The organism is Tepidamorphus sp. 3E244, assembly GCF_046159835.1.
Classification (GTDB): domain Bacteria; phylum Pseudomonadota; class Alphaproteobacteria; order Rhizobiales; family Tepidamorphaceae; genus JACKJK01.
In genome coordinates, this window is sequence record NZ_JBJXCY010000001.1 from 1813416 (window position 1) to 1833784 (window position 20369).

At 61.7% G+C, this 20369-nt stretch carries 17 protein-coding genes, 4 tRNA genes and 1 riboswitch; of the genes, 5 read left to right on the forward strand and 16 right to left on the reverse strand.

The annotated features are described in order from the left end of the window. Nucleotides 1-63: 63 nt before the first annotated feature. The 7 genes from rpoB to secE form a co-directional block, all read right to left on the reverse strand. On the reverse strand, nucleotides 64-4200 hold the full coding sequence (gene rpoB / locus ACKTEK_RS08680; protein ID WP_409164833.1) for a DNA-directed RNA polymerase subunit beta: 4137 nt from the start codon (nucleotides 4198-4200) through the stop codon (nucleotides 64-66). A 340-nt stretch (nucleotides 4201-4540) separates the two neighbouring features. Further along, nucleotides 4541-4921: a 50S ribosomal protein L7/L12 gene (gene rplL / locus ACKTEK_RS08685; RefSeq protein ID WP_409164834.1), complete on the reverse strand. Its 381-nt coding sequence runs from the start codon at nucleotides 4919-4921 to the stop codon at nucleotides 4541-4543. A 47-nt stretch (nucleotides 4922-4968) separates the two neighbouring features. After that, complete coding sequence (gene rplJ, locus ACKTEK_RS08690; protein ID WP_409164835.1) at nucleotides 4969-5487, reverse strand: 50S ribosomal protein L10; 519 nt, start codon at nucleotides 5485-5487, stop codon at nucleotides 4969-4971. A gap of 388 nt (nucleotides 5488-5875) precedes the next feature. Further along, nucleotides 5876-6571, reverse strand: a complete 696-nt coding sequence (rplA, locus tag ACKTEK_RS08695) for a 50S ribosomal protein L1 (RefSeq protein WP_409164836.1) — start codon at nucleotides 6569-6571, stop codon at nucleotides 5876-5878. Between the two features lie 4 nt (nucleotides 6572-6575). Continuing rightward, nucleotides 6576-7004 (reverse strand): 50S ribosomal protein L11, encoded by a 429-nt coding sequence (gene rplK / locus ACKTEK_RS08700; RefSeq protein WP_409164837.1) that lies wholly within the window; start codon nucleotides 7002-7004, stop codon nucleotides 6576-6578. 118 nt (nucleotides 7005-7122) lie between these two features. Further along, complete coding sequence (nusG, locus tag ACKTEK_RS08705) at nucleotides 7123-7653, reverse strand: transcription termination/antitermination protein NusG (protein WP_409164838.1); 531 nt, start codon at nucleotides 7651-7653, stop codon at nucleotides 7123-7125. A gap of 12 nt (nucleotides 7654-7665) precedes the next feature. Beyond that, nucleotides 7666-7866 (reverse strand): preprotein translocase subunit SecE, encoded by a 201-nt coding sequence (secE, locus tag ACKTEK_RS08710; RefSeq protein ID WP_409164839.1) that lies wholly within the window; start codon nucleotides 7864-7866, stop codon nucleotides 7666-7668. Nucleotides 7867-8042: 176 nt separating this feature from the next. Between secE and ACKTEK_RS08715 the strand changes: the two genes are divergently transcribed. After that, complete coding sequence (locus ACKTEK_RS08715) at nucleotides 8043-9095, forward strand: glycosyl transferase family 90 (RefSeq protein ID WP_409164840.1); 1053 nt, start codon at nucleotides 8043-8045, stop codon at nucleotides 9093-9095. 30 nt (nucleotides 9096-9125) lie between these two features. On the opposite strand, the gene ACKTEK_RS08720 is transcribed toward ACKTEK_RS08715, so the two are convergent. The 5 genes from ACKTEK_RS08720 to ACKTEK_RS08740 all read right to left on the reverse strand — a co-directional run bounded on the left by ACKTEK_RS08720 (nucleotide 9126) and on the right by ACKTEK_RS08740 (nucleotide 12011). After that, nucleotides 9126-9201: transfer RNA gene (locus ACKTEK_RS08720), tRNA-Trp, on the reverse strand. A 112-nt stretch (nucleotides 9202-9313) separates the two neighbouring features. Next, nucleotides 9314-9976, reverse strand: coding sequence for a CatB-related O-acetyltransferase (locus tag ACKTEK_RS08725; protein ID WP_409164841.1), 663 nt, complete (start codon nucleotides 9974-9976; stop codon nucleotides 9314-9316). Between the two features lie 166 nt (nucleotides 9977-10142). After that, the gene (gene tuf, locus ACKTEK_RS08730) at nucleotides 10143-11318 is read right to left on the reverse strand and encodes an elongation factor Tu (RefSeq protein WP_409164842.1); all 1176 of its coding nucleotides are present in this window, start codon (nucleotides 11316-11318) and stop codon (nucleotides 10143-10145) included. A 292-nt stretch (nucleotides 11319-11610) separates the two neighbouring features. Beyond that, nucleotides 11611-11684, reverse strand: a tRNA-Gly gene (locus ACKTEK_RS08735). A gap of 242 nt (nucleotides 11685-11926) precedes the next feature. Further along, nucleotides 11927-12011, reverse strand: a tRNA-Tyr gene (locus ACKTEK_RS08740). A gap of 168 nt (nucleotides 12012-12179) precedes the next feature. On the opposite strand from ACKTEK_RS08740, the gene rlmB reads away from it, so the two are divergent. Next, nucleotides 12180-12992, forward strand: a complete 813-nt coding sequence (gene rlmB / locus ACKTEK_RS08745; RefSeq protein ID WP_409164843.1) for a 23S rRNA (guanosine(2251)-2'-O)-methyltransferase RlmB — start codon at nucleotides 12180-12182, stop codon at nucleotides 12990-12992. Here rlmB and ACKTEK_RS08750 read toward each other — a convergent pair. Next, a complete protein-coding gene (locus ACKTEK_RS08750) occupies nucleotides 12962-13195 on the reverse strand; it encodes a hypothetical protein (protein WP_409164844.1) in 234 nt (77 codons plus the stop codon). The two genes, rlmB and ACKTEK_RS08750, sit on opposite strands and share 31 nt — an antisense overlap. A 161-nt stretch (nucleotides 13196-13356) precedes the next feature. Next, nucleotides 13357-13487: riboswitch (TPP riboswitch) on the forward strand. Nucleotides 13488-13586: 99 nt separating this feature from the next. Here ACKTEK_RS08750 and thiC point away from each other — a divergent pair. After that, nucleotides 13587-15437, forward strand: coding sequence for a phosphomethylpyrimidine synthase ThiC (gene thiC / locus ACKTEK_RS08755; RefSeq protein ID WP_409164845.1), 1851 nt, complete (start codon nucleotides 13587-13589; stop codon nucleotides 15435-15437). 78 nt (nucleotides 15438-15515) lie between these two features. On the opposite strand, the gene ACKTEK_RS08760 is transcribed toward thiC, so the two are convergent. Next, on the reverse strand, nucleotides 15516-15926 hold the full coding sequence (locus ACKTEK_RS08760; protein ID WP_409164846.1) for a hypothetical protein: 411 nt from the start codon (nucleotides 15924-15926) through the stop codon (nucleotides 15516-15518). A 184-nt stretch (nucleotides 15927-16110) separates the two neighbouring features. Here ACKTEK_RS08760 and ACKTEK_RS08765 point away from each other — a divergent pair. After that, nucleotides 16111-16186, forward strand: a tRNA-Thr gene (locus ACKTEK_RS08765). Nucleotides 16187-16749: 563 nt separating this feature from the next. Further along, the gene (locus ACKTEK_RS08770) at nucleotides 16750-18330 is read left to right on the forward strand and encodes a trypsin-like peptidase domain-containing protein (protein WP_409164847.1); all 1581 of its coding nucleotides are present in this window, start codon (nucleotides 16750-16752) and stop codon (nucleotides 18328-18330) included. Here the strand turns inward: ACKTEK_RS08770 and ACKTEK_RS08775 are convergent. Further along, nucleotides 18327-19517 (reverse strand): abortive infection family protein, encoded by a 1191-nt coding sequence (locus tag ACKTEK_RS08775; RefSeq protein ID WP_409164848.1) that lies wholly within the window; start codon nucleotides 19515-19517, stop codon nucleotides 18327-18329. The two genes, ACKTEK_RS08770 and ACKTEK_RS08775, sit on opposite strands and share 4 nt — an antisense overlap. Nucleotides 19518-19598: 81 nt before the next feature. Further along, nucleotides 19599-20306, reverse strand: coding sequence for an IS6 family transposase (locus ACKTEK_RS08780; RefSeq protein WP_409164849.1), 708 nt, complete (start codon nucleotides 20304-20306; stop codon nucleotides 19599-19601). Between the last annotated feature and the right edge of the window lie 63 nt (nucleotides 20307-20369).

Genomic DNA, 20369 nt, shown 5'->3' on the forward strand with positions numbered 1-20369 from the left:
GGCGAAATGCCGGCACCCCGTCGCGTATAATCGATTGCTCGCTTAACTCGTCGACTTGAAGGCTTACTCTGCCGCACCCGCAGGCGGCAGCGCCGGAACGTCCGGCGCCGCGTTTTGCGGCTTTTCGTCAACCAGCTCGACGTTGAGGCCGAGCGAACGCATTTCCTTCACAAGCACGTTGAACGATTCCGGAATGCCGGACTCGAACGTGTCGTCGCCGCGCACGATGGCCTCATAGACCTTGGTACGGCCGGCCACGTCGTCCGACTTCACCGTCAGCATTTCCTGCAACGTGTAGGCTGCGCCGTATGCTTCCAGGGCCCAGACCTCCATTTCGCCGAAACGCTGACCGCCGAACTGCGCCTTGCCGCCCAGCGGCTGCTGGGTGACGAGCGAATACGGGCCGATCGAACGTGCGTGGATCTTGTCGTCTACGAGGTGGTGGAGCTTGAGCATGTAGATATAGCCCACGGTCACCGCCCGGTCGAACTGCTCGCCCGTGCGCCCGTCGAACAGGATCGACTGGCCGGACGGGTTGAGACCCGCCTGCTCGAGGATCCGCTCGATGTCGGCTTCCTTGGCACCGTCGAAGACCGGGGTCGCGAACGGAATGCCCTTGCGCTGGTTTTCGGCCAGTTCAACGAGCTGGTTCTCGTCCATGCCCTCGAGGTCTTCCTCGCCACCATAGACCTGGATCAGCTCGGTCTTGAGCTGGTCGATCCGGCCTTCGCGGTAATAGGCATCCACGGCTTCGGCAACCTGCCGGCCAAGGCCTGCGCAGGCCCAGCCAAGGTGCGTTTCAAGGATCTGGCCGACGTTCATGCGGCTCGGCACGCCGAGCGGGTTCAGCACGATGTCGACGTTCGTGCCGTCCTCGAGGAACGGCATGTCTTCAACCGGCATGATGCGGCTGACGACGCCCTTGTTGCCGTGACGGCCGGCCATCTTGTCGCCCGGCTGGATCTTGCGCTTCACCGCGACGAAGACCTTGACCATCTTCATCACGCCTGGAAGCAGTTCATCGCCACGCTGAAGCTTCTCGACCTTGTCCATGAAGCGCTGCTCAAGGAGCTTCTTGGATTCGTCGTACTGGCGCTTCAGGGCTTCGATTTCGCCCATGGCCTTGTCGTCGTCGAGGCCGAACTGCCACCACGTGCCGCGCGGCAGACCTTCCAGCAGCTCGCCAGAGATCGTCTCGCCCTTCTTGACACCCTTCGGGCCGGACGCGGCGGCCTTGCCGTCGAGCATTTCCGACAGACGCCCGAAGACGTTGCGGTCGAGGATCGCCTGCTCGTCGTCGCGGTCCTTTGCAAGACGTTCGATTTCCTCGCGCTCGATCGCCTGGGCACGCTCGTCCTTGTCGATGCCGTGACGATTGAACACGCGCACTTCCACGACCGTGCCGGTAACACCGGGCGGCACGCGCAGCGAGGTGTCGCGAACGTCGGAGGCCTTCTCGCCGAAGATGGCGCGCAGGAGCTTTTCTTCCGGCGTCATCGGGCTTTCGCCCTTCGGCGTGATCTTGCCGACGAGAATGTCGCCGGCCTCGACCTCGGCACCGATGTAGACGATGCCCGCCTCGTCCATGTTCTTCAGCGCTTCTTCCGAAACGTTCGGGATGTCGCGGGTGATCTCTTCCGGTCCAAGCTTGGTATCGCGGGCCATGACCTCGAATTCCTCGATGTGGATCGAGGTGAATACGTCATCGGACACGACACGTTCGGACAGGAGGATGGAGTCCTCGAAGTTGTAGCCCATCCACGGCATGAAGGCGACGAGCACGTTGCGGCCCAGCGCCAGTTCGCCGAGATCGGTCGACGGGCCGTCGGCGATGATGTCGCCGGCATTCACCCGGTCGCCAACGCGCACCAGCGGACGCTGCGTGATGCAGGTGTTCTGGTTGGAGCGTTGGAACTTCAGCAGGCGGTAGATGTCGACGCCGGGCTTCGCCGGGTCGCGCTCTTCCGTCGCGCGGATGACGATACGGGTCGCATCCACTTGGTCGACGACGCCGGTACGGCGTGCGGCAATGGCAGCGCCGGAGTCACGGGCGACCACGCCTTCCATGCCGGTACCGACGAGCGGTGCCTGCGCCTTGACGAGCGGCACGGCCTGCCGCTGCATGTTCGAGCCCATGAGCGCGCGGTTGGCGTCATCGTTTTCGAGGAACGGAATGAGCGCCGCGGCGACCGAAACGAGCTGCTTCGGGGACACGTCCATGCAGTCGATGCGCTCGCGCGGGACGAGAATGACTTCGCCCGAGTGACGCGCAACGACCAGGTCTTCGACGAACTGCCCCTCGTCGTTGAGGTTGGCGTTGGCCTGCGCGATGTGGTGCTTGCTCTCTTCCATGGCCGACAGATAGACGACCTCGTCGGTCACCTGCCCGTCCTTCACCTTGCGGTAGGGCGTCTCGATGAAGCCGTACTTGTTGACGCGCGCAAACGTCGCCAGCGAGTTGATCAGGCCGATATTCGGACCTTCCGGCGTTTCAATCGGGCAGATGCGGCCATAGTGGGTCGGGTGCACGTCGCGCACTTCGAAGCCGGCACGCTCGCGGGTCAGACCGCCCGGTCCAAGCGCCGAAAGGCGACGCTTGTGAGTGATCTCCGACAGCGGGTTGGTCTGGTCCATGAACTGCGACAGCTGCGAGGAACCGAAGAACTCGCGAACGGCGGCGGCCGCCGGCTTGGCGTTGATCAGGTCCTGCGGCATGGCTGCATCGATATCGACCGAGCTCATGCGTTCCTTGATGGCGCGCTCCATGCGCACCAGGCCGACGCGGTACTGGTTTTCCATCAGCTCGCCGACCGAGCGCACGCGGCGGTTGCCGAGGTGATCGATGTCGTCGATCTCGCCCTTGCCGTCGCGCAGGTCGACCAGAGTCTTGACGACCGCGAGGATGTCCTCGTTGCGCAGCACGCGCATGGTGTCCGGCGCATCGAGGTCGAGACGCATGTTCATCTTCACGCGGCCAACGGCCGACAGGTCGTAGCGCTCCGGATCGAAGAACAGCGACTTGAAGATCGCCTCGGCGGCATCCATCGTCGGCGGCTCGCCGGGACGCATGACGCGGTAGATGTCGAACATCGCGTCCTGGCGGCTCTCGGACTTGTCGAGCGCCAGGGTGTTGCGGATGAACGGCCCCTTCGTGACGTGGTCGATGTCGAGAACCGGAAGCTCGGCGAAGCCCGCCTCGATCAGCGTCTCGATCAGCGTCTCTTCCAGCTCGGCACCGGCTTCGGCGTAGATCTCGCCGGTTTCGACGTTGACCATGTCCTCGGCGAGGTACTGGCCGGCCAGTTCCTCGTTGCTCATCTTCAGGGCGGACAGCCCGCTCTCGTTGAGGTCGCGCGCCTTGCGCGCGGTCAGCTTGCGGCCGGCCTCGAGGATGACTTCGCCGGTGTCGGCGTTGATCAGGTCAGTGACGGCCTTCACGCCGCGCATGCGGTCGGCGTTGAACGGGCGGCGCCAGCCGTCCTTGTCACGGGTGATGGTGATGGTGTCGTAGAAGGTCGACAGGATGCCTTCGGCGTCCAGGCCCAGCGCATAGAGCAGCGTCGTCACCGGAAGCTTGCGGCGACGGTCGATACGCACATAGACGATATCCTTGGCATCGAACTCGATGTCGAGCCAGGAACCGCGGTACGGGATGATGCGCGCGGCGAACAGCAGCTTGCCGGAGGCGTGCGTCTTGCCCTTGTCATGGTCGAAGAAGACGCCCGGCGAACGGTGCATCTGGGACACGATCACGCGCTCGGTGCCGTTGACGACAAAGGTGCCGTTCGACGTCATCAGCGGCATGTCGCCCATGTAGACGTCCTGCTCCTTGATGTCCTTGACCGACTTGGCGCCGGTGTCCTCGTCGATATCGAACACGATCAGGCGCAGCGTCACCTTCAGCTGGGCGGCAAAGGTCATGCCGCGCTGGCGGCACTCGTCGACGTCGTATTTCGGCGCTTCGAACTCGTAGTCGACGAATTCGAGCATGGCTGCGCCGGAGAAGTCCGTGATCGGGAACACCGACGCAAAGACCGCCTGCAGACCCTCGTCCAGGCGACCCTCTTCGGGTTTGTCCACCTGGAGGAAGAAGTCATAGGACGCCTTCTGGACCTCGATCAGGTTCGGCAGCTGTGCTACCTCACGGATCTGCCCGAAGGACTTGCGGATACGTTTGCGGCCGATAAAGGACTGCGCCATCGTCGCTCCTTTGGAGTCTTGCTGTTCAGGGACAAGGTGCCCCGTCCACACGCGTCAAATACTCAATTCGCGCTACCGGACCCGCGAGAGGATTGCGGAACCTGCAGCAGTGCCGGGCGTTGACCCAGCGGCCCGGCAGCAAGGCCCATGCGGACCGCGCCGGCTGAAACACTTTCATCACGCCTGATCCGGTACACTCCCCTGAAATCGGGAGGAGCGACCCGAAACGCGAAGACGGACATGCCGTCGCGCAAGATTTCCCTGCGAAACGGCACGCCCACCCGCCTCAAACGCATCAGCAGATCGCCGCCCCGGCGAAAACCGGGGCGGCAACGCTGAATTACTTCAGCTCGACCTTGGCACCTGCCTCTTCGAGCTGCTTCTTGATCTTCTCGGCTTCGTCCTTCGAAGCGCCTTCCTTGACGGGCTTCGGTGCGCCTTCGACGAGGTCCTTGGCTTCCTTCAGGCCAAGACCCGTGATGGTGCGGACTTCCTTGATGACGTTGATCTTCTTGTCGCCGGCGTCGGCGAGAATGACGTCGAATTCGTCCTTCTCCTCGGCCGCGGCGGCACCGGCGTCAGCACCACCGGCAGCGGCGGCAACAGCCACCGGCGCAGCAGCGGAAACGCCCCACTTTTCCTCGAGCATCTTGGAAAGCTCGGCGGCTTCCAGGACGGTGAGGTTGGAAAGGTCTTCTACGATCTTTTCGAGATCAGCCATTTTTTAACTCCTGATCAGTTCGAACCAATTGAGAGGGAGGACCGGCTTTAGGCCGCCTCGCCCTTGTCGGCATAGGCCTGAATGACACGGGCCACCTGGCCGCCCGGTGCCTGGACAACCTGCGCGATACGGCTCGCGGGGGTCTGAACCATTCCCACGATCTTGGCGCGCAGTTCGTCGAGTGACGGCAGCGAGGCCAGGGCCTTCACACCGTCTGCATCGAGCGCGGTCTGCCCCATGCCGCCACCCAGGACAACGAGCTTGTCCTTGGTCTTGGCGTATTCCGTCGCGACCTTCGGAGCAGCAACCGGATCGTCCGAATAGGCGATCAGGGTCTGTCCCTCGAAGAGCGACGTCATATGGGCCAGGTCAGTGCCTTCAAGAGCAATCTTGGCGAGCCGGTTCTTGGCCACCTTCACCTGCGCGCCGGCTTCCTTCATCTTCCCCCGAAGGGTCGTCATGTCGGAAACGGACAGGCCGGCATAGTGGGCAACAACGACAACGCCCGTTGACTTGAACGTGTCGTTAAGCGTCGAGACGAGCTCTTGCTTTTCCGCTCTATCCACTTGCTCTCTCCAGTCTGGCGGTCTGCCTTGCGACATCCCGCCGGTTGCACAAGCTGCTTGCCCCTGCCCTGCTGCCGTCGGCGACACGGTGGGCGCATGCAGCGCGTATCCCTGTCCCGCCAGACGGTAGCTTCGTGCAAACGAGCACGAGGCACGCCTTGAGCAACGTGGCTCGAACAGATCTCCAGCGGGAAAACCCGCGAAAAACCGGTTCGTACCCATCTCATGCTGGCCGGAAACCCGATTAAGCCGTCAGCCGAAGCCTCTGGCGCCCGCAATCTCGGACAGGACCGGCTCGCTGGACCTTCAACAGGCCCTTGAACCGGCTGATCCCCGCGCCACGCAAACACGCGCCGCGGGGAAGCTCGTGAAACGTCGTGCCGCGGACTTAGCCCTGCGAGATGCTCGACGTGTCGATGCTGACGCCGGGCCCCATGGTGGAGCTCAGCGCGATGCGCTTCAGGTAGGTGCCCTTGGCACCGGCGGGCTTGGCCTTGATGACCGCGTCCACCAGAGCGCGAATGTTCTCTTCCAGCGCGTTCTCGGCAAAGCTCGCCTTGCCGACGCCGGCATGAACGATGCCGGCCTTCTCGGCGCGGAATTCGACGGCACCGCCCTTGGCGCCTTCGACCGCGGCCTTCACGTCTGCCGTGACGGTGCCGACCTTCGGGTTCGGCATCATGCCGCGCGGGCCGAGCACCTTACCCAGACGACCGACAAGCGGCATCATGTCCGGGGTGGCAATGCAGCGGTCGAAGTCGATCTTGCCGGACTGGACCGTCTCGACGAGATCTTCCGCACCGACGATGTCTGCGCCGGCTGCCTTGGCCTCGTCGGCCTTGTCGCCGCGCGCGAAGACCGCAACGCGAACCGAACGTCCGGTGCCGTTGGGCAGCGTGCAGACGCCGCGAACCATCTGGTCGGCGTGACGCGGGTCGACACCGAGATTGATGGCCAGCTCGACGGTCTCGTCAAACTTCGCCGTGGCGCGCTCCTTGACGGCCTTGACGGCCTCTTCGAGCGTGATCGTGACCGAGCGGTCGATGCCCTCACGGGCCTTGTTCATGCGCTTTCCGTTTGCCATGACCTTATCCCTCGACCGTCAGGCCCATCGAACGGGCAGAGCCCTCGACGATCTTCATCGCCGCTTCGATGTCGTTTGCATTGAGATCGGGCATCTTCGTTTCCGCGATCTCGCGAACCTGTGCGCGGGTGACCTTGCCGGCCTTCTCGCGCCCGGGGGCCTTGGAGCCGGAATTGATCTTCGCGGCCTGCTTCAGCAGGTGCGAGGCCGGCGGGGTCTTGACCTCGAAGGCAAACGACTTGTCCTGGAAGATCGTGATGATCGTCGGACAGGGCGCACCCTTCTCCATGTTCTGGGTCTTCGCGTTGAAGTCCTTGCAGAACTGCATGATGTTGAGGCCACGCTGACCAAGCGCAGGGCCGATCGGCGGGGACGGCGTTGCCGCACCTGCCGGCACCTGCAACTTGAGGTAGCCGATAATCTTCTTTGCCATACTCTTTGCTCTTCCTGTTTCGGCTTGCGGTCAGACCGCCTGCCTGGACTTGAGTTGCGTGGTCCGGCTGACCGCTACGGCTGGCAACCGCAGGGCACCTCCCACGCGCCTTGACGGATCAGGTCTTTTCGACCTGCCCGTATTCGAGTTCGACCGGGGTCGCCCGGCCGAAGATCGAAACCGCAACCTTGAGCCGCGCGCGTTCCTCGTCGACTTCCTCGACGTGTCCCGAGAACGAGGCGAAGGGGCCGTCGGCAACGCGAACCTGCTCGCCAACCTCGAAGCTGATCGTCGGCTTGGGCCGGTCGATGCCTTCCTGCACCTGGTGCAGGATGTTCATCGCTTCGGATTCGCGAATCGGGGTCGGCTTGTTGTTCGCCCCCAGGAACCCGGTGACCTTCGGCGTGTTCTTGATCAGGTGGTAGGCGGTGTCGGTCATGTCCATCTTGACCAGGACATAACCGGGAAAGAACTTGCGTTCCGCGTCGACCTTGCGGCCACGGCGCACTTCCACAACCTTCTCGGTCGGCACGAGGATTTCCTCGAAGGCCTCGGAGACACCAGTCTGGTCGGCCTTCTCCTGGATAGCCTCCGCGACCTTCTTCTCGAAGTTCGAGTAGGTGTGAACAATGTACCAGCGCTTGGCCAAATCGATCTCCCTCTAACGCCCAAAACCGAGCAGCTGGCTGACAAGCCAGCCGATCGTCTGGTCGATCGCCAGGAAGAACAGGCTCGCCAGCAACACCATGATGAACACCATGATGGTGGTGATGATGGTCTCGCGGCGGGACGGCCAAGTTACCTTCGCAACTTCCGTCCGAACCTGCTGCAGGAACGTGACTGGATTGGTCTTCGAAGCCATACGGGCCGGAACTTCCGTGGGAAATGGGTCAAAACAATCGGGCGCGCTGGCATGGCCCGCGCGCCTCGTAATGGTCTACATAACGACCGGCAAAGAGATTCTCAAGAGGCAATCTGTGATATTCAGCACTGGCGGGCCTGTGCGAGAGGACCCTCCAGCCGAGTGAAGTCCTGATTATGCCAAATCCGCTCTTTTTCCCAAAGCCTTTTTATTCAGCCCCCGCCCTGCCCTACCGCCGCGCCCGCTTCCGCCACAAGCTCAACCGTGCGGTGAAGAAGCTCGCGCAGGCTGTCAGCGCCCCGGTCTCCGTGCCCGACATTTCCATCGCGGACTGGGCCGAGCATCCCTCCATCATGAATGTCCGTCTGACGCGGACGTCCAGCTCCATCACGGCGCACCTGCCGGACTGGCCCCATGACTGGATGACCAAGGAGACGCTTCACCGCCTGCCGGCCTTCATCTACCTGCTCGCGCGTTGCCCCGCGGCAGTCGATGACATCGTCGTCGATCTCTCCGATGGCGACTGGCCGGGTGCAGGCCTGCTCTCGCCGTCGAGTTTCCGGGACGACGTCATCCTCGTCCCCGATCCGATCTTCTATTCCCGCCGCGCCTATGCCGAGATCCGCAATTCAGCCGCAACCATCACCCACGACTGGCGCGCGCGCCGCACCGAGATTTGCTGGCGCGGGTCGGATACGGGCTGTGGCGCGAGGATGGCCGTCGCGGACGCGACCAACAATCCGCTGGTGCGCCAGCGGCTGCGCGCAGCACTCCTGCTTAAGGATCATCCCGCCTGTGACATGCGCTTCATCGGGTCGGAATATGGGCCAACCTACGAACGGCACTACGAGCAAATCGGCGTGCTGGGCGAATGGGTCGCGCCCGACGAATGGCTGAAAGACCGCTATGGCCTCGTCTTCGACGGCCATTCTAATTCGTGGTCCAGCTTCATGGAGCGCATGCTTCAGGGCTGCTGTGTCATCAAGGCCGACAGCCCCTTCGGCTACCGCCAGTGGTATTACGACCGCCTCACCCCGTGGGAGCACTATGTTCCGGTTCGCGCCGACCTGTCGGACCTGACGGAGAAGGTCGACTGGGCCCGTGCGAACGAGGACGAAGCCGAAGCCATCGCCGCCAACGGCAAGGCGCTCGCCTGGTCCATGACCTTGAAGAGCGAGACCGACGACGCCGTCGCCCGCATCACCCGCCATTTCGGTGTGACGGGCTGAGAAGATCGAAGATTTTCGGTGGGACGAGAATGGCAGGGGCAGCAGGGTTCGAACCCGCGACCTGCGGTTTTGGAGACCGCCGCTCTACCAACTGAGCTATACCCCTGCATGGCGTTGCCGCCAGTCCGGCGAGCCGGAGCGCTGTTCTCTAATCTCTCTTGCCGCGCGCTTCAAGTGCCTGTGGCATCCGATTGTTTGCCAACCCGGATCAAAGTCCTTCAGGCGCGCTCCAGCGCATCGATATCGCCCGCCTCGATGGCAGGAAGCGCCGCCTCGATGCGCGCTATGTCCCAGTACCACCACCGCACGGCGAGCAGTCGCGCAATCGTTTCGTCGTCAAACCGCGTCCGCACCACGCGCGCCGGGTCGCCCGCAACGATTGAGTAAGGCGGCACGTCGCGGCTGACGACTGCCTTCGCGCCGACGATCGCCCCATCGCCAATGGTGACACCCGGCAGCACGGTTGCCTCGTATCCAAGCCAGACGTCGTTCCCGATTACCGTGTCGCCGTAACCTGCCACCTCGTCCACGTAGGCCGTCATGGTGTCGGGATTGAACACGCGGAACGGAAAGGCCGAAAGGCCGCGCATCGGGTGATTGGCGGACGCGGTTATAAAGCGCACCCCATGGGCGATCTGGCAGAACCGACCGATCCGCAGTTTCTCCGGCGAACCGGGATAAAGGTAAGGCGCGATGCGGGCGGCATGGTCGTCGACCGTCTCGAAGTCGGAATAATAGGTGTAGTCGCCGAACTCGACATTGGGATGGTCGATGACATTGGCGAGAAAGACGGTGTTGGGGTGAACGTCGCCGTTGGGCAGCGTGATGGGATGGCGCGCACGCGCATCCGGAAAGGGTCGTGACGTACCTAGTCGTGACATGGTGATCCTCGTCGCTTTCGTTGAAACACGGTTTCAGTGCGCTGCGCTGATCACGTCACCCTCCCTTGGCTGCGATGGCCTTGCCGAAACAAAAGAAGCGGGCCGAAGCCCGCTTCTGATATCTGATGCCGGCTGATGCTCGGCACCACCCGACAGCCGTCGCGTGCTACTCGATGATTTTCGAGACGACGCCGGCGCCGACGGTGCGGCCGCCTTCACGGATGGCGAAGCGCAGCTTCTCTTCCATCGCGATCGGAACGATCAGCTCCACATCCATGGCGATGTTGTCGCCCGGCATCACCATCTCGGTGCCTTCCGGTAGCGTCACCACGCCCGTCACGTCCGTCGTGCGGAAGTAGAACTGCGGACGGTAGTTGGTGAAGAACGGCGTGTGACGGCCACCCTCTTCCTTCGTCAGGATGTAGGCTTCCGCCTTGAACTTCGTGTGCGGCGTCACCGAACCCGGCTTGCACAGCACCTGGCCGCGCTCGACGTTCTCGCGTTCCACACCGCGCAGCAGCGCGCCGATGTTGTCGCCCGCTTCGCCCTGGTCGAGCAGCTTGCGGAACATCTCCACACCCGTGCAGGTCGTCTTCACCGTGTCCTTGATGCCGACGATCTCGATTTCCTCACCGACCTTCACGACACCGCGCTCCACGCGACCCGTGACGACCGTGCCACGACCCGAGATCGAGAACACGTCTTCGATCGGCATCAGGAACGGCTGGTCGATCGGACGCTCCGGCGTCGGGATGTAGGCATCGACCTGCGCCATCAGCTCGCGGATCGCGTCTTCGCCGATCTTCTTGTCGCCGTCGTCCAGCGCAACCAGCGCCGAGCCCTTGACGATCGGAATGTCGTCGCCCGGGAAGTCGTACGAGGACAGAAGCTCGCGGATCTCCAGCTCGACGAGCTCCAGAAGCTCCTCGTCATCGACCTGGTCGACCTTGTTCATGAACACCACGATCGCCGGCACGCCGACCTGGCGGGCAAGCAGGATGTGCTCGCGCGTCTGCGGCATCGGGCCGTCGGCGGAAGACACGACCAGGATCGCGCCGTCCATCTGGGCGGCACCCGTGATCATGTTCTTCACGTAGTCCGCGTGGCCGGGGCAGTCGACGTGGGCGTAGTGGCGGTTCTCGGTCTCGTACTCCACGTGCGCCGTGGAGATCGTGATGCCGCGTGCCTTCTCTTCCGGCGCCGCGTCAATCTGGTCGTACGCCTTGAACTCGCCGAAAAACTTCGTGATCGCAGCCGTCAGCGTCGTCTTGCCATGGTCAACGTGGCCAATCGTGCCAACGTTCACGTGCGGCTTGTTCCGCTCGAATTTCGCCTTACCCATGAGTCGGGGCTCCAAATGGTCTCGTTGATGCGCGGCAGTTCATCCGCCGCCCTTGTCGCGCCCCGCGCGTTAAGAGATATGGGCGAAAGACGCAAGAAAAAAGTTGACGTGACCACGCGCAATCGCACACGCCCCGCCGACATGGGGCCTGCTGCACTCGATTTGTCGAAAATTGACTCAGCCGGCTGCGAGACTGCCAAGAGTCATGGCGAGAACGTCACCGTAGTGCAAAGCGCGGGTTGGTGCGACCCAACCACCATTTGTCTCGTGGAACTCGCCACGAGACAACGATTGGAGCGGGTAGCGGGAATCGAACCCGCGTCTTCAGCTTGGAAGGCTGTTGCTCTACCCCTGAGCTATACCCGCTTGAACGTCGTTGATCGTCGGCAAGATATAATCACCTGCCCCACACTGCCAGCCGCAAAATTCATTTCGGCGTGCGTCTCGGCAAATCTTGCGCTCCCTCGAACACTCGGGTGTTCGCAAGCCCGACCGGGCGCCGCGCCCTTGGCGCGCCCTCTCTGGAGCGAGGCGGCCGAAGACCGCGACAGCGTGAAGAGGATATCCCGCATCTAGGGCTGGCGCGGCGGCTAGATGCAAGGAAATGATGGTGGAGGGGGTTGGATTCGAACCAACGTAGGCATAGCCAACGGGTTTACAGCCCGTCCCCTTTAGCCACTCGGGCACCCCTCCACGGAGTTCGCAAACAAACGCCGGAAATGATCCGGCGGCGCAGCGAGCGCGCTTTATGAAAATGAATGGTCCGGGTGTCAACCGCATTTCCCGCTGCAAAGCCCGCCAAAGTCACGCAGATGCCAATCTTGACGTGGCGCCGCGTCTTCGGCTGCGCTATCAGGCGGCATGAACAGACCAGATCACAAGCGAAACGCCCGAAAGGGCGCCCCCGGTGGACATCGAAAGCCTGGCGGCGGCAACGCGCCACCCGCCCCGCCCGAGCGGTTATCTCTCTACGGTTTGCACACGGTGGAAGCCGCCCTCGGCAACCCGCAGCGCAAGCTCTTCGAGCTGCACGCATCGGCGAATGCGCTGCGCAAGCTCGGCGATGCGGTTCCGGCCGGCTTGGAGGTCATCGAGACCCATCCGCGCGAACTTGACCGGCATTTCGGAAAGGACACGGTCCACCAGGGCGTGCGGCTGGATTGCGCGCCGATCCCGGATATGGCGCTGGACGATTTCCTCTTCGGCCCGAAGACGAAAGCTGCACGGCTTCTCGTGCTGGACCAGATCACCGACCCGCACAATGTCGGCGCGATCCTGCGGTCCGCAGCTGCTTTCGCGGTTGATGCAATCGTCACGACCGCGCGGCATTCACCCGTTGAAAGTGCGGTTCTGGCGAAATCCGCATCCGGCGCGCTGGAATACGTGCCCTTCATCCGCGAGCGCAATCTCGCCGACGCCATGGCGCGCCTCGCCGAGAACGGCGTGCGCCTCATCGGGCTGGATAGCGAGGGCGAAACGGACCTGGAAACGGTGACGGGCGCCTCGCCCTATGCGCTGGTGCTGGGGGCAGAAGGCAAAGGCCTGAGACAGAGAACGCGCGAACATTGCACTGTGCTCGCGCGTCTCGACATGCCGGGTGCGATCAAGAGCCTGAACGTCTCGAACGCGGCAGCGCTGGCGCTTTACGCCGCGCGGCGCGGGGAATCCTCGTAAAGCCGCGCGGTGCGCAGTTCCGGTGCAATCCGGTAGGCGATCAGCGGTGAGATGAGGAAGCTCGCGGCAACCGCGAGCGGGATCAGGTACATCGCATTGGCATTCAGCGCCGGGATCATCAGAACGGCGATGATGCCGAGGCCGAAGATGACCGGTGCGATCTGCATGGCGACGAGGGCGGTAATCTGATGGCGGGTTTTCATGCCTGCTCCTCCTGTAACAACTGGTGGGGAAACGTCGCCTTTCGGCCAAAAGTTCCGAACGACTCCCGCCGATATGACGGTTCCGACCCCGCCGCGTGGAAAATAAGCGTTTCGGCCTCTTCAAGGGCAATTGACTTGGCGAATGCACGGCGGCAACCTCGCATCTTCACCCGGGGGGTCCCGACAAGGGGCTGAGATATCGCTGGGCAGGCCGGATACGGCCATGCAGCGCGGTGACCCGACGAACCTGATCCAGTTCACACTGGCGGAGGGACGGTGCTCATGCCCGCGCTACCGATATCGGCAAGTTCAAAGGCCCGTTCAGGCCGGGCAGCCCCACTTCATTCCCGAAGCGACTGGATCTCCACTGCTGTTGCACGGAGCATCCGACATGACGTTCGAAAAGCCCATCGACGGTTCGACCGCGAAAAAGGTTGAGGTCACCACCGGCCCCCTGCCCGCCTCGCGCAAGATCCACCACACCGGCATCTTCCATCCCGATATTCGCGTGCCGATGCGCGAGATCGCCGTTCACCCGACCGCTGGCGAGCCGCCGGTCACGGTGTACGATTCCTCCGGCCCCTATACCGACCCGGACGCGACAACCGACATCAATTCAGGTCTGCCGCGCGTCCGCGGGAACTGGGTCACCGCGCGCGGCGACGTCGAGGCCTATGAAGGCCGAAGCGTGCGCCCTGAGGACAACGGCTCGGTCTCTGCTGACAAGCTGACGCCGGAATTCCCCGTCCGCCATAGCCCGCTGAAGGCACGCAACGGCAAGGCCGTGACCCAGATGGCCTATGCGCGCGCCGGCATCATCACGCCGGAGATGGAGTTCGTCGCCATCCGCGAGAATCTCGGCCGCGAAAAGCTGCGCGAGAAGATCGAGCGTGACGGCGAGGATTTCGGCGCGTCCATCCCCGATTTCGTGACGCCGGAATTCGTGCGCCAGGAAATCGCCAGCGGCCGCGCGATCATCCCCTCCAACATCAATCACCCGGAAAGCGAGCCGATGGCGATCGGCCGGAACTTCCTGGTGAAGATCAACGCCAATATCGGCAACTCGGCCGTCACCTCCTCCATGGCGGAGGAAGTGGAGAAGATGGTGTGGGCGATCCGCTGGGGCGCCGACACGGTCATGGACCTGTCGACAGGGCGCAACATCCACAACATCCGTGAATGGATCATCCGAAACTCGCCCGTCCCCATCGGCACGGTGCCGCTCTACCAGGCGCTGGAAAAGGTCAACGGCATCGCCGAGGACCTGTCGTGGGAGGTCTACCGCGACACGCTCATCGAGCAGGCAGAACAGGGCGTGGACTACTTCACCATCCATGCCGGCGTACGCCTGCACTACATCCCGCTCACCGTCGACCGTGTCACCGGCATCGTGTCGCGCGGCGGCTCGATCATGGCCAAGTGGTGCCTGCACCACCACCGCGAGAGCTTTCTCTACGAGCACTTTGAAGAGATCTGCGACATCTGCCGCGCCTATGACGTGTCGTTCTCTCTCGGCGACGGGTTGCGACCCGGCTCCATCGCGGATGCCAATGACGCGGCTCAGTTCGCGGAACTGGAAACCCTCGGTGAGTTGACGCAGATCGCCTGGAAGAAGGATTGCCAGGTGATGATCGAGGGCCCCGGCCACGTGCCGATGCACAAGATCAAGGCCAACATGGACAAGCAGCTGGAGACCTGTGGCGAGGCTCCGTTCTACACGCTTGGACCGCTCACCACCGACATCGCACCCGGCTACGACCACATCACGTCGGGCATCGGTGCGGCCATGATCGGTTGGTTCGGCACCGCCATGCTCTGCTACGTCACGCCCAAGGAGCACCTCGGCCTGCCCGACCGTGACGACGTGAAGGTCGGCGTCATCACCTACAAGATCGCCGCCCACGCGGCCGATCTCGCCAAGGGGCACCCGGCCGCGCAAATCCGCGACGATGCCCTGTCACGCGCCCGCTTCGAGTTCCGCTGGGAGGACCAGTTCAACCTCTCGCTGGACCCGGAAACCGCGCGCTCCATGCACGACGAGACCTTGCCCAAGGAAGCGCACAAGGTGGCGCACTTCTGCTCCATGTGCGGCCCGAAGTTCTGCTCGATGCGGATTTCCCACGACATCCGCGCCGAGGCGCAGAAGGAAGGCATGGCGGCCATGGCGGAGAAGTTCCGCGAGGGCGGCGACCTCTACATGCCATTGGAAAAGTCCGGCGCGCCGAACCCCGCCAAGGACTGACCGCGCACGGTCGCACAATGAAAAATGGCGGGCCTTTGCAGGCCCGCCATTTGAATTTCTTCCATTCGCTTTCAGCGCCTAGTGGTGCCAGCGAAACCCGCCATGGGCGGTGAAGATACCCCGGTTGCGCGGCTCGTAGTGATAGACATAGCCGTAGCTGTGGCGCGGGTGGTGCGCGTAGTGATTGCGCACGCGGTGATGGCGGTAGTAGCCGTGGTTCGGCCCGACATAGACATAGCCCACGCCGCGGCGGTGGCTGTAGTAGCGCGCGTCGTAGCGGCAGTCGGCGCGGCGCGCCACGTACCAGTAGCCCGACGGGTGGTAGCGGTAACCCGACACGAACGGGAAATGCGTTCCCACGACATAGGCCGTGCGGTGGCGCTTGTGGGCATCTGCCGGTGCGGAATACCCGGCGAACACGCAGACGGCGAACGTCATCACCGCCATGCGCAGAAATTTGGCTGAGAAGATCTTTGAAACGAAGGACATGGATACGCGGCCTCTCTGGCACCGGCAAACACCCGGCACGTTTTCATCTGGATTGCCGCATCACTTTACGTCAATTTGCGCCGGAATGCCGCTGCGTATCCGCGACAGGGTTAAGGCTTCCAAGTGCACCGAACCCCTTAACCGCTTGACCGCCATGATGGCTGCGGCTACACGCGCGGCAGATGCCGGCTTAGCTCAGTTGGTAGAGCACCTGATTTGTAATCAGGGGGTCGCGGGTTCGACTCCTGCAGCCGGCACCAATGATTTCAATGAGTTAGAGCCAACAATCTTGCTTGTCACACTAGCGTGTCAGCACATTGTCAGCAATTGATGTTACTTCCGGGGCCCAGCCGCACTTTGGGCAACGCACGCTATCGGCCCAAAGCCGCCGCTTGACTACCTTGTGGTCAACGTCCGCTTCGCGCCCCCATTGCGACCGTTCAGCCTGCTGCTTGAATTTCTCGGAAGTTGCCTTTTGTCAAATCAGATACGATGACTAGCTTGGGTCGGGGCGCAGAATAGCGGCATGGGGTTGGCCGATGGCTGGAAGCAGACATTCAGCCGCGAGATTTCGGCGTTGTGCCAAATCCAGAACTTCAAGCCTCCTTTCCTTCGCCTTAAATGAAGACCGCGGTTAGGCGAACTGGTATTTTCCGTGGACATTTCCAAGGACGCATAGATCAGTCGTGCCAAAGCGGGTAAACAAGCTGGACGGGGCCACTCTTCGCATACGGGCTGTGTAACTGCGGCCTAAGAGCAAACGTCTCGACACATCTTGCCCGCCGAATGCTTATGGTGAGCGGCGTGATTGGAAGGGGGCCCCGTGCCATCGGCCGCTCGAATATTCGGCAAGCTCTATTCCATAGATATCCCTGCCATGTTCTGCGATGAGAAGACGCTGCTCGCCCACCTTGATATCAGCCCAGCAGAGCTGAAGAAGATATGGTGGTACCGCCGCAAGATGTATCGACAGTTCTCGATCGCGAAAGGGCCCGGAAAGACGCGTATGATCTATGCGCCGGACCGTCGGCTAAAAATTCTGCAGCGCAAGCTCGCGCCTTTGCTGGGCCAGATATATAGGATCCGAAACCCAGTCCACGGCTTCGTGTTAGATCGTTCCGTCAAAACGAATGCTGAGGCTCATGGCGCGCGACGCTTCGTACTCAACTTGGACCTTCAGGACTTCTTCCCAACGATTACCGAGAACCGGATCGTGGGCCTGCTAACGTCCGTCGGTCTTGAACGTCGCGTTGCTGAGATCGTGGCGAGACTGGCTTGCTATGAAGGCCATCTTCCCCAGGGGGCACCGACGAGCCCAGTGCTGTCTAACATGATCTGTTATCGCCTCGATACGGAGCTCCTCCGCATCGCAAAGAGCGCGAGAGCGATCTATACCCGGTATGCGGACGACATCACATTCTCAGGTTATCAGCCTCCAGTCCCGCTTTTCGAAGTCGGTCCACCCGCGGTCGGGAAATTCTCCCCGGACTTGCTCGCGGCCACCTTGCGTGCGGCCGTCCAAGGCAACGGATTCACCATTAATCCGCATAAACTCCACTACGCTGACCGAAACTCGCGGCGCATCGTCACTGGCGTGAAAATCAATTCAGGGCTGAACGTTGATCGCCGTTACGTCCGCGACATCCGAGCGAAGCTCAACTCGATAGAGAAACATGGGCTCAAAGCCTCACAAGCAACATATGCTTCAAAAGGTGGCAAAGGCGATATCGGCTCTCACATTCGCGGAAAGATCGCATACGTCGCCCATTTGAAGGGGTTGGCGGATCCAGTCGTTCGGTCCTTGGCATTGCGATACAATCGGAGCTTCGCCGATCATCCCATGAAGATCACACCGACCGACAGTGAGCGGCGGGATAGGTCGGTTTGGATCGTCGAGCATTCCGGGAATGGAGGTGAGCAGGGTACCGCCTTTTTCCTGAGCGGTGTTGGGCTCGTCACGGCTGCTCATTGCGTGGAGGATCCGAAGGATCTGCTTATCTATCATCCAAGCACCCCGTCGAACCAAGCCCAGGTTTCGGTTCGCAAGCGATGCCAGCATCACGATCTGGCAATCCTCGACCACGCGATTAGTTCGAATGAGTTCTTCGAAATTGAAGCGGCGACGGCAGAGGTAGCGGTTGGTGACGACGTCGTTGCCTACGGTTATCCGGGATATGGGCCTGGTGACGGTCTCAACGTTCGAGGTGGAAAGGTTACGTCCCTCCCTCGCAAGCACGCGATCGATCGAGTGGAGGTGTCGCAAGAACTCAGTCAAGGCATGTCCGGAGGTCCTGTGTTGGATTCCAGTGGCAAAGTTGTTGGCGTCATTCACAAGGGTGGACCGAACGAGGAGCGTCAAATCGCAACCGCCATCCACGAGTTGAAGAAGTGGGCGGCAAGCTAGGGGGTTCCGCCTTTTCTTGCCGCCCATGTAGAAACCAGAAATGTCGCCATCGTGCCGGACAGATTGACGGCGAGCTGAGCATGTCGGGCCGCAGGCTTTACCTTTTTTGGACCCGGACTGTGAGCGTCACTGATCTTGTTGCGCAGCGATCCCAACGATTCGACGACTGATTGGCAGCTGCCGAGAATCTGCTTGAAAACAGGCTCCGTGTGGCCGTCCGGAGCCAAATTCAGAATCTTCGCTAATTTCCGATAGAGGACTGGCAGGTCATCCTTCTCCTCATACGTCTCGCCAGCTTCGATGATGATCCACTTGCACACGTCCTCAAGCAGCGTTCTGGCCAGTGTGATCGCTCCTGCGGGATCGGTATCCCGACGGTCTAGCGCCTGAGTCCATCTGGAATGCACCGTGTCCGTGTCGAAGTCAGCGAGCGCCTCCGAGATCGCGTCATCCGAGGGACTGCCGAAGGCTGCTGGCTGCACCTCGTAAACGGGACTGCCTGAGAGCCGCCGGGCAATGATCAGCCGATAGCCGTCATGGCGCAGGTGCTCATTGATAGCCGCCGCGAGATCGGCTTGAACCTCCCTCGATTGCGTGAGAGGGCTGCTGACTTCCTCCAGAAAGCAGAAGAATTGCCTTTGCGAGCATGTGAGATATCCCACGGCTTCCAACGTCTCCCGGTTATTCCAGTCGTTGTTCCGGACGATGGCGTTGAAGAGATCGTCATCCAACGTCGCTTCAGAACGGTTGTTGGAGAATGAAGAGACGACCGATGGCATATTTGTTGTCGGCCAAACGCGGCGAATGAATTCAATATCTTCGAACTCGGTACTGTACGGCCGATTATCGAAAAGCGTCATGATTCGGCGACGGGTGAGTTCGGAGACTGTGGCCTTCCCCGCTTCGTGCAGCTTGGCTAAGGCCTCGGCCACCTCGTAGGAGTCGACCTCTTCAAGAAGGCGTTGGGCAATCGGGATTAACTCCGCTGCCGATTTCTCGATCAGTCGCCGCTCTGCATACTTAAATTTGCTCTTGAATGACTCATCGCGATCCCCATCTCGCAGTTGAAGACGGCTGCAGAGGGACGGCACCTCGTTGGCGCTGAAATCGGATATCGCACCAGCCAATACATTTCTAAGCTGCTTGACTGCCCCCGTCGGATACTGCTGCGCTGCTTGCTGTTTCACACCCCGGCACCCTTTCTCCCTCATTTATGTGCTGTCAGACAAAACAAAAAAGTCTCAGATCAATCCGCGACGTGCCTTTGCTCAGGCAGCGAAGAGCTGCCGCCACTCGGCTAGCGCCGCGGCTCGGTTCAGCTTGAAATTGTCTCTGCTGTAGAGGTGGCGTTCCTTATTGAAGTGGTTGTGGATCGAGGAGTGAACGGCGGCGAATTTTTGCAAACTTCGCATCCGCCTGAAGCGGGTCATTGCTCGTTCTCTTCGTCGGAACGGAAGGTGTGAGTTCTCAACTCTGTTGTTGAGATAGCGGCCCGTTTGCTGCCGCTCGGCGTTGCCGAGTTCGCGCATCGCTGCACCGTAGGACCGCAGTTTGTCGGTAACGATCGCTTCTGGCCGACCGTGTCGTTTGAGCAATTTCCTGGGGAATTTCAACGCTGCCTTACGGTCGCGGCGTTTCGAGAGGAACGCTTCGAGCACCTCGCCTTCGTGGTTGACGGTACGCCACAGATAGCGCGTCTCGCCGTTGATCTTCACGAACACTTCGTCCAAATGCCACCGCCAGTGGGTCATCGAGCGCATCCGTTCGACCCGGCGCTGACGGATCTCAGCAGCGAACATCGGGCCAATTCTGTTCCACCAATAGCGCACCGTCTCGTGGCTGATATCCATCCCGCGCTCGTGTAGCAGGTCCTCGACGTTTCTCAGCGACAGCGGGAAACGGATGTACATCATTACTGCCAGGCGGATGATCTCAGGGCTCGTCTTGAAGTGCCGAAAAGGGTTCGATGTGCTCATACTGTGAGGCTAGGCCGACCCCTGACCCGCCTCAACTAGTTTCCTCTGACAATGCCGTTGCGG